14 protein-coding genes are annotated in these 14,606 nt (G+C 71.8%); 6 read left to right on the top strand and 8 right to left on the bottom strand.

From position 1 onward, the window contains the following. Nucleotides 1-2 precede the first annotated feature (2 nt). The 3 genes from DI272_RS06435 to DI272_RS06445 are packed head-to-tail and all read right to left on the bottom strand — an operon-like array spanning nt 3 to nt 2,283. The gene (locus DI272_RS06435) at nt 3-938 is read right to left on the bottom strand and encodes an ABC transporter substrate-binding protein (RefSeq protein WP_109494260.1); all 936 of its coding nucleotides are present in this window, start codon (nt 936-938) and stop codon (nt 3-5) included. Then, entirely contained in the window at nt 935-1,606 is a 672-nt protein-coding gene (locus DI272_RS06440) for an ABC transporter permease (RefSeq protein ID WP_109494261.1), read from the bottom strand. The genes DI272_RS06435 and DI272_RS06440 overlap by 4 nt, the downstream gene beginning before the upstream one ends. After that, nucleotides 1,603-2,283 (bottom strand): ABC transporter permease, encoded by a 681-nt coding sequence (locus tag DI272_RS06445; RefSeq protein WP_109494263.1) that lies wholly within the window; start codon nt 2,281-2,283, stop codon nt 1,603-1,605. Before DI272_RS06445 ends, DI272_RS06440 begins: the two co-directional genes overlap by 4 nt. Nucleotides 2,284-2,451: 168 nt before the next feature. Between DI272_RS06445 and DI272_RS06450 the strand changes: the two genes are divergently transcribed. From DI272_RS06450 to DI272_RS06465, 4 genes are all read left to right on the top strand, one after another. Beyond that, nucleotides 2,452-3,237, top strand: coding sequence for an ABC transporter ATP-binding protein (locus DI272_RS06450; protein WP_181387104.1), 786 nt, complete (start codon nt 2,452-2,454; stop codon nt 3,235-3,237). A 3-nt stretch (nt 3,238-3,240) separates the two neighbouring features. Continuing rightward, the gene (locus tag DI272_RS06455; protein ID WP_109494267.1) at nt 3,241-4,551 is read left to right on the top strand and encodes an FtsX-like permease family protein; all 1,311 of its coding nucleotides are present in this window, start codon (nt 3,241-3,243) and stop codon (nt 4,549-4,551) included. Nucleotides 4,552-4,813: 262 nt separating this feature from the next. Continuing rightward, a complete protein-coding gene (locus DI272_RS06460; protein ID WP_109494269.1) occupies nt 4,814-5,671 on the top strand; it encodes a MoxR family ATPase in 858 nt (285 codons plus the stop codon). Next, nucleotides 5,668-7,020, top strand: a complete 1,353-nt coding sequence (locus DI272_RS06465) for a VWA domain-containing protein (RefSeq protein ID WP_109494271.1) — start codon at nt 5,668-5,670, stop codon at nt 7,018-7,020. The genes DI272_RS06460 and DI272_RS06465 overlap by 4 nt, the downstream gene beginning before the upstream one ends. 121 nt (nt 7,021-7,141) lie before the next feature. On the opposite strand, the gene DI272_RS06470 is transcribed toward DI272_RS06465, so the two are convergent. The 5 genes from DI272_RS06470 to DI272_RS06490 form a co-directional block, all read right to left on the bottom strand. Beyond that, nucleotides 7,142-7,507, bottom strand: coding sequence for a cupin domain-containing protein (locus tag DI272_RS06470; RefSeq protein WP_109494273.1), 366 nt, complete (start codon nt 7,505-7,507; stop codon nt 7,142-7,144). A 79-nt stretch (nt 7,508-7,586) separates the two neighbouring features. After that, nucleotides 7,587-8,567 carry a threo-3-hydroxy-L-aspartate ammonia-lyase gene (locus DI272_RS06475; protein WP_109494275.1) on the bottom strand — a complete coding sequence of 327 codons (981 nt, stop codon included), beginning with the start codon at nt 8,565-8,567 and terminating at the stop codon, nt 7,587-7,589. After that, nucleotides 8,564-9,241, bottom strand: a complete 678-nt coding sequence (locus DI272_RS06480; protein ID WP_109494277.1) for a transcriptional regulator — start codon at nt 9,239-9,241, stop codon at nt 8,564-8,566. The genes DI272_RS06475 and DI272_RS06480 overlap by 4 nt, the downstream gene beginning before the upstream one ends. 138 nt (nt 9,242-9,379) lie before the next feature. Beyond that, nucleotides 9,380-9,556, bottom strand: a complete 177-nt coding sequence (locus DI272_RS06485; RefSeq protein ID WP_375138031.1) for an endo-1,4-beta-xylanase — start codon at nt 9,554-9,556, stop codon at nt 9,380-9,382. Nucleotides 9,557-9,616: 60 nt separating this feature from the next. Next, nucleotides 9,617-11,203 carry a glycoside hydrolase 43 family protein gene (locus tag DI272_RS06490; RefSeq protein ID WP_109500709.1) on the bottom strand — a complete coding sequence of 529 codons (1,587 nt, stop codon included), beginning with the start codon at nt 11,201-11,203 and terminating at the stop codon, nt 9,617-9,619. 366 nt (nt 11,204-11,569) lie between these two features. Here DI272_RS06490 and DI272_RS06495 point away from each other — a divergent pair, with 366 nt between their 5' ends. Both DI272_RS06495 and DI272_RS06500 read left to right on the top strand, forming a co-directional pair. Further along, nucleotides 11,570-13,213, top strand: coding sequence for an RICIN domain-containing protein (locus DI272_RS06495; protein ID WP_109494278.1), 1,644 nt, complete (start codon nt 11,570-11,572; stop codon nt 13,211-13,213). Nucleotides 13,214-13,304: 91 nt separating this feature from the next. Beyond that, nucleotides 13,305-14,513 carry a cellulose binding domain-containing protein gene (locus DI272_RS06500; RefSeq protein ID WP_109500710.1) on the top strand — a complete coding sequence of 403 codons (1,209 nt, stop codon included), beginning with the start codon at nt 13,305-13,307 and terminating at the stop codon, nt 14,511-14,513. The last annotated feature ends 93 nt before the right edge of the window (nt 14,514-14,606 follow it).

A 14,606-nucleotide genomic window follows, 5' to 3' on the forward strand; every position in this document is an offset into this window, starting at 1 on the left:
GTTCACTTCAGCAGGCCCTTGTCCTCCAGATAAGCCCGCGCCACATCCCGCGCCAACCGCCGCCAGCTGTCCACCTGTTGGTTCATCGACGCGAGGTCCGCCGTCGTCAGCACGGCGTTGAGCTTGCCCAGCGCCTTCGTGACGCCCTCGCTGCCGGCGCGGGCGCGATTGACGACGGGCACGATGTAGTCGGCGTTCTGGAGATGCTTGTCGTCGGCCAGCAGTACCAGACCGAAGTCGCTCAGCGTGGCGTCGGTCGTGGTCGTCAGCACCATCTGGTCGTGCCCGCTCTGCACGGCCCGCTTGGCCTGCGTGGTGCCCACCCCCTTCGGATCGACGCCGCTGATGCCGATGCCGTAGGTCTTCTTCAACCCCGGTGCGCAGTAGGGCCGTTGGACGCACTCGTCACCGGCCGCGAGCCGGACCGTCAGCCCGGACGCGCCGAGGTCGCTCAAGGTCCTCAGGTCGTGCTCGCGGGCGTAGGACGCGGCGACCGCGAACGCGTTCTGGTCCACCGCCCGCCCGGGGTCGAGGACCGTGAGACCGCGCGGCGCGGCCAGCCGCCGCAGGGCCGTCATCGTGGCGCCGAGGTCCGGCGAGCCGACCGGGGCCGCGTCGGCGCCGTGCGTCTTGGCGTTGAGCCAGTCGGCGAAGGTGGCCGCGTATTCGGGCACGACGTCGATCTGGCCCGATTCCAGGGCCGGTTCGTACAGCTCACGGTTGGCCACGGTCAGCAGGGACGTCCGGTAGCCGGCCTGGTCCAGCAGCAGCGCGTACATCTGGGCGAGCAGGTCGCTCTCGGTGAAGCCGGCGGAGCCGATGGTCAGATGGCGGCTGTCACCGGGTGCCGCCGTGACCGCGCCCTGGTTCTCCAGGGAGGGCCCGGTGGCACAGCCCGTCAGCAGCAAGGCGGCCAGTGCTCCCCAGCACCGTCTCATCGGCTTCCCCTCGCCCAGTGCGGCGCGAGCCGCTCCGCGATCTCGAAGACCCCTTCGACGATCAGCGCGAACACGGCGACCAGCACCGCCCCGGCCACCACCTGGGGCGTACTGGCGAGGTTGAAACCCGCCGTGATGATCCGGCCCAGCCCTCCCCCGCCCGCCAGCGCGGCGATCGTGGCCGTCGCGACGAGCTGGACGGCGGCGATCCTGACCCCGTTCAGGACCATCGGGAGCGAAAGGGGCAGCTCCACGTGAAACAGCATCTGCCGTCCCGTCATGCCCATCCCGCGCGCCGCCTGGACGACGCTGCGGTCGACCTCCCGCATGCCGACGTACGCGTTGGTGAGCAGGGGCGGCAGGGCGAAGAGGACGAGCGCCACGACCGTCGGGCCCTCCCCCCAGTCGCCGATCGGCGTCAGAAGCAGCAGGACCAGCACCGCGAACGTGGGCACCGCCCGGCCGATGTTGGAGATGTTGACCGCCAGGGCGCCGCCCTTGCCGAGGTGCCCCAGCACCAGCGCGACCGGCAGCGCGATCAGACAGCTCACCACCAGGCAGACGACCGTGAGGACGAGGTGTTGCAGCAGCCGGTGCCAGATGCCGTCGTCGCCCGCCCAGTGCGCGGAGTCGGTGAGCCAGTCCCAGGCGTCGGTGAGGGTCGTCATCCGCGCCTCGCCCTCGTCCAGGGGGTGAGCAGCCGCTGCACACCGAGGAGCAGGACGTCGGCGGCTACCGCGATGACGACACACAGCACGGAGGCGGTCAGGACCTGTGCCTTGAAGTAGGTGTTCATCCCGGCGTAGATGAGGTTGCCGAGTCCGCCGTGGCCGACGATCGCGCCGACCGTCACCAGGGACACCGCGGAGACCATGGCGATGCGGAGCCCGGCCATCGCGGCGGGCAGGGCCAGGGGCAGTTCCACGGTGAGCAGGAGGCGGATCGGGCCGTATCCCATCCCGCGCGCGGCCTGCCGGGTCTCCTCGGGGACGGCCCGCAGCCCGGCGAGGATGTTGCGGACCAGCAGGGTGAGCGAGTAGAGGACGAGACCCGCGACGACCAGGCTCGCGGAGAGCCCGTAGACGGGCAGGAGCAGGGAGAACATCGCCAGGGACGGGATCGTGTAGAGGATCGTGGTGACGGCGAGGACGGGTCCGGCCGCCCAGCCCCAGCGCCGTGCCAGGACGGCGAGCGGCAGGGCGATGACGAGGCCGATGAGCACCGAGACCGCGGTCAGTTGCAGGTGCTGGACGACGGCGTCCACGAGGATCTGGCGGCGGGTGCTCAGATACTCGCCGCAGATCCACTCGTTGCGTGCGAGGCAGTCGTCCGGGGGCGCGGTCACGGGTCCATTGCACCGGGCGGGCCCGGGGGTCGGCTCGTTGTGGTGACCCGTACGGGGTGGTGCTGAGTACACCATCCGATACGGGTTCTGCGCCCCGTGTGCGCCGGGCCCGGTCTCCGTAGGTTCTTCGGCAGGGCACAGGGGGTGCCCGGCCGAGAGGTGATGAGGATGTTGCGCACAGGTTCGCGACGCAGGCACGACACGGGACCCGCCGCCGAGGCGCTGCGGCTGGTCAAGGTCACCAAGACCTACGGCAGTGACGACAGTGCGGTGACGGCCCTGGACGGCATCACGCTCAGCCTGGGCCGGGGCACGTTCACCGCGGTCATGGGGCCGTCGGGGTCCGGGAAGTCCACGCTGCTCCAGTGCGCGGCCGGGCTGGACCGCCCGGATCACGGCATCGTGGCCGTGGACGGCACCGAGTTGAACGGCGGTACGGAGGCGGAGCTGACGAAGTTCCGGCGCGGGCGGGTGGGGTTCGTGTTCCAGCAGTACAACCTGCTGGACACGTTGACCGTCGCGCAGAACACGGTGCTGCCCCTGAAACTGGCCGGGCGGCGGGTCGACCGCGCACGGGCCCGCGAGATCCTCAGCCAGGTCGGTCTGGGCGACCGGCTGGGACACCGCCCCGACCAGTTGTCCGGCGGGCAGCGGCAGCGGGTCGCGATCGCCCGGGCGCTGGTCTGCGAACCCCGGGTGATCTTCGCGGACGAGCCGACCGGCGCCCTGGACACCCGCAGCGCGCGCACGGTGCTGCGGCTGCTCCAGGAGGCGGTACGGGTGCACGGGCGGACGGTGGTGATGGTGACGCACGACCCGGTCGCCGCCAGCTACGCCGACTCGGTGCTCTTCCTCGCGGACGGCCGGCTGGCCGGTCAGCTCGCCGCGCCCACCGCGGACGCGGTCGCCGAGCGCCTCGCGCACCTCGGCGACGACGTGACGGCGGGGGTGTGAGCGATGTTCGTGCTGGCCATGCGGTCGATCCGGCAGCGTCCCGGACGGTTCCTCGCGACGCTGCTGTCCGCCTTCCTGGGCGCGGCGATCATCATGACGTTCAACTCGATGCACGACACGGCGGCCGGGAGCGGCGTCGACTCGGTGAGCTCGGACACGCTGACGACGGCGGCGAGCGTGGTGGGCGGTTACGGCTCCCTGCTGGTGTTCTTCGCCGTCGCCTCCACGCTGACGGTGAATGTCCGTCAGCGGTCGGCCGAGCTGGAGCTGCTGCGCTGCTCGGGGGCGACCCCGGCGCAGCTCAAGCGGATGGTCGTCGGTGAGGCGCTGGCCGTCGCGCTGGTGGGGGCGGCGCTGGCGGTCGGGCCCGCGATGCTCGGTGGGCGAGCGCTGCTGGAGGTGTTCCAGGACAGCGGTCAGGTGGCGGATTCGGTCGCGTACTCCTTCGGTCCGATCGCCCTGCTGACGGGTGTCGACATCACGCTGGTGGCCGCGGTGGGCGCCGCGTTCCTCGCCGTGCGGCGGGCGACGCGCGGGAGCCGGCGGCGGGGCGGGGCGCGGCGGGTCCTCGCGTACGCCGCGCTGGCGACCGGCGCCCTGGCGGTGTGCTGCACCTTCTTGATGAAGGCGACGGACGAGGCGTTGATGGCGCCGCCCGCGTACGGGGCGATCCTGCTGTCGGTCGGCTTCGCGCTGCTGTCGCCGCGGCTGCTGAAGGGGCTGCTGGACCGGCTGACGCTGTCCGGGGCGAGCGGCTGGCTCGCGGTGCGGAATCTGCGGCAGCGGGCCGGGGAACTCGCCGGCATCCTCATGGCGCTGATCCTGTTCACGGCGGTGGCCACCACCACGCTCACCGTGCAGTCCGTGGAGAGCGACGCCGTCGAGGCCTCGGGGCTGGTGAAGTCGGTGGACGCGAAGAACCTGGAGACGCTGAACTTCACGGTCGTCGGGATCATCGTCGTCTTCGTCTGCGTGATGCTGGTCAACTCGCTGTACGCGGCGACCACGTACCGCAGCCGGGAATTCGGCCAGCAGCGGCTGGCGGGCGCGACGCCGGGTCAGGTGCTCGGCATGGTGGGCGCCGAGGGGCTGGTCCTCACGGTCGCCGGTGTCTTCCTCGGCACGGTCGCGGCGCTGGCGGGGATCGTTCCGTTCACCGTCGTGCGCAGCGACGCGGTGCTGCCGGGGCAGCTGTTCGGCGTCTGGCTCGCGGTCGGGTCCGTCGCGGCGGCGGTGACGGTGGGGACGAGTCTGGCGACGGCCCGCAAGGTGCTGCGGACACCGGCGACGGAGGCGGTGGCCCTGGCCGCCTGAGCGGATTCGGTCCGAGCGGCGGCTGTCACGGCAGCGGATTCGGTCCGAGCGGCGGCTGTCACGGCAGCGGATTCGGTCGGAGGGGGCGGCTGCCACGGCAGCGGATTCGGTCGGAGGGGGCGGCTGCCACGGCAGTCGCCTCCTCGGCATGTTCGGCGCCGCCGGCTGAGACCACTGGGTGACAGGAGCCCTGAACAAGCGCTTAGATAGGTGGACCGCCCGCGCTCCGCGGCCCGCCGTCGCCACCGCCCAGGAGGCCCCGTTGTTCACGTCCGTCGACGACGTCTCCGCACGCCTCGCCGAGACCGGCTACCTCGCCTCGCCCTCGGTCGCCACCACCGTCTTCCTCGCGGACCGGCTCGGCAAGCCGCTGCTGGTGGAGGGACCCGCCGGGGTCGGCAAGACCGAGCTCGCCAAGGCCGTCGCCGAGATCGCGGGCGCCGAGCTGGTGCGGTTGCAGTGCTACGAGGGCGTCGACGAGTCCCGGGCGCTGTACGAGTGGAACCACGCCAAGCAGCTGCTGCGCATCAGCGCGGGCCGCGACGAGACCTGGGACGAGACCCGCACGGACATCTTCAGCGAGGAGTTCCTGCTCACCCGTCCGCTGCTCACGGCGATCCGCGGCGACGAGCCGAAGGTCCTGCTGATCGACGAGACGGACAAGGCCGACGTCGAGGTGGAGGGCCTGCTCCTGGAGGTGCTGAGCGACTTCCAGGTCACCGTGCCCGAGCTGGGCACGATCGCCGCCACCCGGCGCCCCTTCGTCGTCCTCACCTCGAACGCGAGCCGTGAGCTGTCCGAGGCGCTGCGCCGCCGCTGCCTGTTCCTGCACATCGGGTTCCCCGAGGAGGAGTTGGAGCGCCGGATCGTCCGCCTGAAGGTGCCGGGCCTCGACGCGGCGCTGGCCGAGTCGGTGGTCCGGGTGGTGGGGGCGCTGCGGGCGATGGACCTGCGCAAGGTGCCCTCCGTCGCGGAGACCATCGACTGGGCGCGCACCCTGCTCGCGCTCGGCGCCGACGCGCTGGACGAGACCGTCGTACGGGACACCCTGGGCGTCCTGCTCAAGCATCAGGACGACGTCCTGAAGGCGGCCGCGAAGCTCGATCTGGACGCGCTGTGACCACGCCCGTCGCCGAGCGCCTCACCTCGCTCGTCGCCGCCCTGCGCGCCCACGGCATCCGGGTCGGGACCGGCGAGACCGTGGACGCGGCCCGGGCGATGGAGGCGCTCGGCCTCGCCGACCGGGAGCTGCTGCGCGAGGGGCTGGCGGCGACGCTGCTGCACGGCACCGCCCAGCGGCCGGTGTTCGACCCGGTCTTCGACCTCTACTTCCCGCGCGGTGTCGGCGCGCCGGAGTCGGCGACGACCGACCGGGACGAGCTGCGCAACCGGCTGGCGGCGGCGCTCGCGGCCAACGACGAGGCGCTGCTGGCGCGGCTGGCCGCGGAGGCCGTCGACGGTTTCGGCGGTTACGGGTCCTCCCCCGGCTCCGACGGCTGGTCGTCGTACCAGACCCTCGACCGGCTGCGTCCGCAGACGCTGCTCGCGCGGGTGCGCGCCGACGTGCGCGCGCGGAGCGGGAGTGCGGGATTCGCCGACCGGTTGCTCGACGACGAGATCCGGCGCCGGGTCGAGGTCTTCTGGGGGCTGGTGGCGACGGAGGCGCGGCGCCGGGTGGCCGAGCGGCGCGACCGGGACCGGATCGCCCGCCGCGCGGTGGCGCCGACGGCGGACCGGGTCGACTTCCTGTTCGCCGGGAAGGACCGGCTGGCCGAGCTGCGCCGGACGGTGCAGCCGCTCGCCCGGAAGCTGGCCACCCGGCTCGCGGCCCGTCGGCGCCGGGCCGCCCGGGGCAGCATCGATCTGCGGCGCACCTTGCGCGGGTCGCTGTCCACGGGTGGGGTGCCGATGCGGCCGGTGCTGCGCCGGCGCCGCCCGGCCCGGCCCGAACTGGTGCTGCTGTGCGATGTGTCGGGCTCGGTGTCCGGGTTCTCCGACTTCACGATGCTGCTGGTGCAGGCGTTGCACGACCAGTTCAGCAAGGTGCGGGTGTTCGCGTTCGTCAACCGGATCGACGAGGTGACCCGGCTGCTGGAGCACGGCGCGGCCGACGCTGCGGGGCTCGGCGCCCGCATCCAGGCCGAGGCGAGGCTCACGGGCTATCACGGCAGCAGCGACTACGGCGTCGCGCTCGGGGAGTTCGCCGAACTCCACCATGACGCGGTCGGCTCCCGCACGACGGTGTTCGTCCTCGGTGACGCGCGCACGAACATGAGCGACCCGAACCTCGCCGCCGTCCGGCAGATCACCGAACGGGCCCGCCGCGTCTACTGGCTGAACCCCGAGCAGCGCTCCCTGTGGGGCACGGGCGACTCCGCGGCACCCGAGTACGCCGACCTCGTGGAGATGCACGAGTGCCGCAACGTCCGGCAGTTGGGCGCGCTGGTCGGACGACTGCTGCCGATCTAGGCGGCCGGCCGCGGGGAGCGGACGCTGTGACCGACGGCGCGGCCGGCCGCACGGAGAACCGATCGGGTCGCCTGTCGCCGACAGGGCGAACCGATCGGCTTCCGCGCGGCAGCGGCGCCTGTCACCCTTCGGAAGGCTTGGCGTACTCGTTGGCCATCGTCCCCGCGAAGTCGTAGACCACGCACTGTTCGTCGCCGACCACCCAGGCGTCATGGCCGGGCGCGGCCACGAAGACGTCGCCGGGGCCCACCTCGCCCTCGCCGCCGTCGTCCATGACCATGTGCATCCGGCCCTGGACGACATAACCGTTGTGGTGCACTTGGCAGCTCTTGGTCCCGACGATGGGCCCCACGCACTCGGACCAGCGCCATCCGGGTTCGAACGTCCCCACCGCGAAGTCGAGGCCGGTGAGGTGAACGGCTTCCAGATGCCCTCGGGGGAAGTCCCGCCGCTCGTCCGGCTTGTCGAGGGTCTTCATCTCCAGCATGTCGGCTCTCCCTTCAGCACAGAGCCCCATTCACCTCATCGTCCGCCTGTCCACCCGAGGCCGCCATTCGGGTGAGCCCTCACGCCCTGGCGGGTCCGCAGAGCTCGGCGAACCGCGCCGCGTCGACGTTCCCGCCGGAGACGATCACCCCGACGCGGCCCGGCAGGTCCGTCAGCCGGCCGGACAGCAGCGCGGCCAGCGGAGTCGCGCCGCTCGGCTCGACCACGATCTTCAGATGCTCGAAGGCGAACCGCATCGCGTCCCGGATCTCGTCGTCGCTGACCAGCACGATCTCGTCGACGAGCCGCTGGTTGACGGGGAACGTCAGCTCCCCCGGGGTGTCCAGGGCCTGCCCGTCGGCGATGGTGCGGGGCACCGGGACCGTGACGCGATGACCGGCCGCCAGGGAACGCCTGGTGTCGTCCCCGGCCTCCGGTTCGATGCCGACGACGCGGACACCGGGGTGCAGCCCCTTGGCCGCCGTGGCGCTCCCGGCGATGAGCCCGCCCCCGCCGACGGGCACCAGCAGCGCCCCCAGCTCCCCTGTCTCCTCCAGCAGCTCCAGGGCCGCCGTGCCCTGCCCGGCCATGACGTCCGGGTGGTCGTACGGCGGGATCACCGCGAGGCCCCGCTCGGCGGCCAGGGCCGCGGCGATGGCCGCCCGGTCGCCGGTGTAGCGGTCGTACGAGACGATCTCGGCGCCGTAGCCGGCGGTGGCGGCGCGCTTGGCAGACGGGGCGTCCTCGGGCATGACGATCACCGCGGTGCTGCCGAGTTCGCGGGCGGCGAGGGCGACCGCCTGGGCATGGTTGCCGGAGGAGTAGGCGGCGATGCCCCGGGCCAGCTGCTCGGGTGTCAGGCGGGAGGCCGCGTTGTAGGCGCCGCGGAACTTGAAGGCGCCGACCCGCTGGAAGTTCTCGCACTTGAGGAAGACCTCGGCTCCCACGCGCGCGTCGAGTGTGCGCGAGTGCAGCACCGGGGTGCGGTGGGCGACGCCCTTGAGCCGGTCGGCGGCGGAGCGGATGTCGTCGAGGGTGACGGGCGGGGGCGTACTGGTCACGCGGGTCCTCCAGGGGTGGCGGGGGTCGTGGCGCGGGCCTGGGAGAGGTAGCTGTAGGCGGAGGCGCGGGAGATGCCGAGCCGGGCGGCCACCTGCTCGACAGCGCGGCGCACGGCGAAGACGCCGCGCTCGTCGAGGCTGCGGAACAGCGCGAGGCGGCCGGCACGGTCGAGCGCGCCCCACGGCTGGTCCCGGTGGGTGTCGAGGATGACGTCGACCACGGAGTCGATGTCGTCGCCGAAGGTGGTGACCGGCAGGTCGGCCGGGGCCGCCCCGATTCCGGCCAGGGCGCCGAGCAGCGCGTGCGCGTCGCTGACGGCGGTCACGTCGAGGTTGACGCAGAGGGCGCCGAACACCGTGCCCGTGGAGTCGCGCAGCACCATCGTGGACGACTTCACGGTCCGGCCGGTCCGCGTGCGGGTGACGTAGTTCAGCTCGTCGCGCGCCTCGTCCCCGCGGGCCACGATCCGCAGGCCGATCTCGCTCATCGCCCCGCCCACCGCGCGCCCGGTCACCGATCCGGCGAGGGCGACGACGGACTTCTCGGGGGTCCGGTAGTCGTGCAGGACCACTTCGCACAGGGGCCCGAAGGTCGCCACCAGCCCGTCGACGACCGGGGTCAGCGCGGCGACGATCGCATCCCGCTCGGCTTCCCGTGCTCGCTCGGACGTCATGCCGTACTCCGGACTCTCGCGACGGACCAGGACTTCTAGATTACAAGTCCAACCCTTGGACGTACAGTCCAAAGCATGGCCGTCGGCGGAATCCCCTTTTGAACCGCTGCACGAGCAAGATCTACGCCTGGGACGTGGTCAACGAGCTGCGCAGGGTGTCCGCGTCCCCGATGGACCGACCCAGCCGGGCAGCTGGGAGTGCCAGACGAGAGCGTGGCCGTGCAGCCGCCGGCCGTGGGCGCCCGGGCGCGGTGCGCGATCTGGTCGCCGGGGCCGAAGTCGAACGAGCCGCGGGACGGCTCGGTGGTCTGCCACTTCCTCTCGTGGCTCTCCTCGGGCGGTCGGTGGGAGGTGGTGGTGCGGGCCTGCTTCCGGTCAGGGGGTCGACAGCTCGAACCGTGCGACGCGGACCGCGCCGCCGAGCGCCTGGGTGGCGTGGTTGAAGAGGGCGAAGCGGTATCCCATGAAGAACCGCCAGTCGTTGCCCAGGGAGGCGGCGGGGCCGAGGCGGGTGAAGGTGGTGCCGTCGGTGCTGTACGAGAAGGTTCCGGTGCGGGGCGAGCCGGGCCGGATGTCCGCGGTGGCCCGCAGCCAGATGCGACCGCCGGATGCGGGCGCACTCGCGGCCTCGGTGCCGGTGCCGGTGGTGTTCCAGTTGGTGTCCATGGTCAGCCCGTTGACCATCACCACCCGGGTCGCCCCGCCGTCGCGCTTGAGGCCGATCCAGGCGGAGGAGTCACGCAGCAGCGCGAGCCCGGCCCGGTCGCCGTCCCGCATCGCGGAGTGGTCGAGCTGGACCGTGGCGGTGGAGGTGGGGCCCTGGATGCGGTGGGTGAGGGTGTTGCGGGCCCAGTAGAGGTCGCCGGTGACCGTCGCGGTCCCCAGGGTCAGGCCGTTGTTGACCGACCACTTGCTGTTGTCCGGGTTGTGGTTCCACTCCCAGCGCGGTTTCAGGACCGTGCCGTCGAAGGTGTCGACGCCGGTCAGCGGGGTGACCTGACGGGGTGGTGGCGGTACGACGGGACTGGGGTAGGAGGCACCCCATGCGCCGTTGACGAGCTGCACGACGGGCCAGCCGTCCGAGGTCCAGGTGACCGGTGCCAGCGCGGGCATCCGGCCGCCGGGGTAGGCGTCGACGAACGCCATGTAGTACCAGGCACCGCTCTGGGTCTGCACCAGCCCGCCCTGGTGCGGGACACCGCCGCCGGGGATCGGCCCGCGCAGGTCGAGGAGGACCTGCCGCATCGTGTACGGGCCGAAGGGACCGCTCGACGACTTGAGGATGTACTGGCCGTTCGCGGGGCGGGTCAGGAAGATGTAGTACTGCCCGTTGATCTTGTAGAAGCGGGAGCCCTCCAGCGTGCCGACGCTCGACGGGGTGCGGAACACCTCCTGGGTGCGGACCTGGCTGCGGCCGTCCGGCGAGAGCTGGGCCACGCTGATGGTGGTGTTGCCGTACGCCACGTACAGGGTGTCGTCGCTGTCGACGAGCAGTCCGGCGTCGTAGTAGGGGGTGCTGATCGTCGTCAGCCTGTTCCACGGCCCCTCGACGGCGGTGGCGGTGTAGACGTACGTCCGGGCGAAGTCGATCTGGCCGAGCCAGTAGAAGGTCCTGTTGCTCGGCCGGTAGGCAAGCGACGATGCCCAGATGCCTCTGACGTAGCCGCGGGCGCCGTTCAGGTCGTACTTGGCGCCGAAGTCGAGGACGGGCACCGAGTGACCGGCGATCTCCCAGTTGACCAGGTCGTAGGAGCGTAGAACGGGGGCGCCCGGCGAGTAGTGCATCGTCGAGGCCGAGGCGTAGTAGGTGTCACCGACGCGGATGATGTCGATGTCCGCGAAGTCCTGCCAGATCACCGGGTTCGGGTAGGTCGCCGCGGCGGCGCGGGAGGTCCCGGCCGAGGGCAGGACCGCGGCGGCGGCGAGGCCGGTGGCCGCGGCCAGGGCGTGGCGCCGGGACAGCGGTAGGCCAAGCGGCCGGCCGGGTGCCTGTTCAGAGCATGACAGGTCAGGGTTCGATGGATCCATGGCGGCGGCTCCTTGCGGCGTGATGCGCTACGTTCGGAATATCGGACATGGATCGACGGGGCGAGCAACCTGGATGATTGGGGAGACGGCCGACACCGTCAATACCCTTCGCAGAATTCGCCGTTCACATCGAAAGTTTCGACCGGCCGATCGCAGGTCTCCGCAGGTGAACGAGGAAACCGGCACACCCCGTTGACATGTCCGATCGCCTCTCTAGTATCCGTTGCACCTTGAGTTTCCGAATGGCGTTCGAAATTTCGGAACTCAGTCTGTGGCGTCCTCTCAGAAAGGGAGCCTTAGGTGCACCGACGATCAGGCGGACTGCTCCGCCTTCTCGCCGCCGCCGCGCTGACGGTCACCGCGACCGTGACGGCCTCCGCTCACTCCCCCGCCTCGGCCGCGCCGGGCAGTCCGGCCCTCACCCCGCCGCTGGGGTGGAACAGCTGGAACAGCTTCGGGTGCGGGATCACCGAGACCCAGGTCCGCCAGGCCGCCGACGCGATGGTGTCCTCGGGCATGCGGGACGCCGGCTACCGGTACGTGGTGGTGGACGACTGCTGGTTCGACCCGCAGCGTGACGCGCAGGGCAACCTGCGGGCCAGCCCGACCAAGTTCCCCAGCGGCATGAAGGCGCTCGGGGACTATATCCACGACAAGGGCCTGAAGTTCGGCATCTACCAGGTGCCGGGCGACCGCACCTGCGCGCAGACCAGCGGCGCCTACCCGGGCTCCACCGGCAGCAGAGGGCACGAGGCCCAGGACGCCGCGACGTTCGCCTCGTGGGGCGTGGACTACCTCAAGTACGACTGGTGTTCCTCCAGCGGCACCCGCGACGAGCAGGTCGCGCGGTTCTCGCTGATGCGCGACGCGCTGCGCGCCACCGGCCGGCCGATCGTCTACTCCATCAACCCCAACAGCTTCCACGCCATCACCGGTTCGACCTACAACTGGGGCGAGGTCGCCGACCTGTGGCGCACGACCGAGGACCTGCTCGACATCTGGCAGAACGGCAACACCAACAGCTACCCCATGGGCGTCGGCAACGTCCTGGACGTCAACGCGCCGCTGGCGGCGCAGTCCGGGCCGGGGCACTGGAACGACCCCGACATGCTGGTCGTCGGCCGTCCGGGCCTGTCGCTGACGGAGTCCCGCTCGCACTTCTCCCTGTGGGCGCTGATGGCCGCCCCGCTCATGGCCGGCAACGACATCCGCACCATGTCCGCCGACGTGAGCGCAATTCTGCGCAACCCGCGGCTGCTGGCGGTGAACCAGGACCCGCTGGGCGCGGGCGGGCGCCGGGTCCGCGACGACGGCAACACCGAGGTGTTCGCCAAACCGCTGTCGGACGGCTCGGTCGCGGTCGGCCTGTTCAACCGGGGAAGCGGCACCGCGACGGTCACCACCACGGCCGCGCAAGTCGGCCTGTCCGGCGGGCCGTTCACCCTCACCGACCTGTGGACCGGCGGCACGTCGAGCAGCTCCGGGCAGATCTCGGCGAGCGTCCCCGCGCACGGCGTGGCCGTCTTCCGGGTGAGTGGCGGCAGCCCCGTCGCAGCCACCACCTCCCGCCTGCGCGGCACCGCGTCCGGCCGCTGCGTGGACGTCGACAACGCCTCCACCGCAGCCGGCGCCACGGCACTGCTGTGGGACTGCCACACGGCCGCCAACCAGCTGTGGACCACCTGGGCGGGCGGCGAGATCCGTGTCTACGGCGACAAGTGCCTGGACGCCTACGACCAGGGCACCGTCAACGGCACCCGCGTCATCACCTGGCCCTGCAACGGCCAGGACAACCAGAAGTGGACCCTCGGCTCCGACGGGTCGATCCGCAACGTCCACGCCGGGCTGTGCCTGGACACCAACGGCGCCGGCACCGCGAACGGGACCCCGCTGGTCCTGTGGAGCTGCACCGGCCAGCCCGGCCAGAAGTGGCCCCGGGCGTGAGCAACCGCCTTTCCGCGAAGGGAGTTTCACGGTGACGAGAATCAGAAGCCTGTTATGGCCGACCGTGGCCGCAGTGCTGGCCGTCCTGGGCATGGGCGGCACCGCGCTGGGCCAAGGCCAGGCCGCGACCGCCCCGGACCGGGCGTCCGCCGCCGCGGCCCCGAGCACCGGGTGCGGCAAGGCCCCGACCCTGACCAGCGGGACGCACACGATCACCAGCGGCGGCAAGAACCGCAGCTTCATCCTGAAGATCCCCGACGGCTACGACCCCGGCCACCCCTACCGGCTGGTCTTCGGCTTCCACTGGCTGGGCGGCACCTCCACCGACGTCGCCACCGGCCGCACCGTGGAGACCGGCACCTGGGCGTACTACGGGCTCCAGCGACTGGCCGGCACCAGCACCGTCTTCGTCGCGCCGCAGGGCCTCAACAACGGCTGGGCCAACAACGGCGGCGAGGACGTCGCCTTCGTCGACGACATGCTCCGGCGGATCGAGTCCGACCTGTGCGTCGACACGACACAGCGCTTCGCGCTGGGCTTCAGCTACGGCGCCGCCATGTCGTACTCCCTCGCCTGCTCCCGGGCGACGGTGTTCCGCGCCGTCGCGGTCCAGAGCGGCGGACAGCTCAGCGGATGCAGCGGCGGCACCCAGCCCATCGCCTACCTCGGCGTGCACGGACTCAGGGACAACGTCCTCAGCATCTCCGGAGGCCGGGCGCTGCGGGACAGGTTCGTCAAGAACAACGGCTGCACCCCCCAGAACCCGCCGGAGCCCGCCCAGGGCAGCCTGACACACAGGATCACCTCCTACTCCGGCTGCTCGGCCGGGCACCCGGTGGCCTGGGCCGCGTTCGACGAGGGGCACATCGCCGCCCCGCAGGACGGCGCCCCCGGCGACAGCGGCCGGACCTGGCTGCCCGCCGAAGTGTGGAAGTTCTTCACCCAGTTCCAGGACTCCACCCCGGAGCCGGAGCCGGAGCCGGCCGCCTGCCGGGTCACCACCGGCGTGAACGCCTGGAACACCGGCCTCACGTCCAGCATCACCCTCACCAACACCGGTGACACGGCGATCGACGGCTGGTCCCTGGCCTTCACCCTGCCCGCCGGCCAGACCATCACCTCCGGCTGGAACGCGACCTACTCGCCCACCTCCGGGCAGGTCACCGCCAGGAACGTCGCTTACAACGCCACCATCGCCCCGGGCGCCTCCGTCGACCTCGGCTTCCAGGCCACCCACACCGGCGACACCGCTCCGCCCGGCTCCTACACGCTCAACGGCACGGCCTGTACGACGTCCTGACCCCGACCCGTGCCCGACGCGGTACGCCCGCCAGGGCACAAGCCTCGTCGGGGCGAACGCGCGTCCCGCCGGAGCGGCCGCTCCGGCGGGACG

Origin of the sequence: Streptomyces sp. Act143 (genome assembly GCF_003143935.1) — a bacterium.
Taxonomy (GTDB): domain Bacteria; phylum Actinomycetota; class Actinomycetes; order Streptomycetales; family Streptomycetaceae; genus Streptomyces.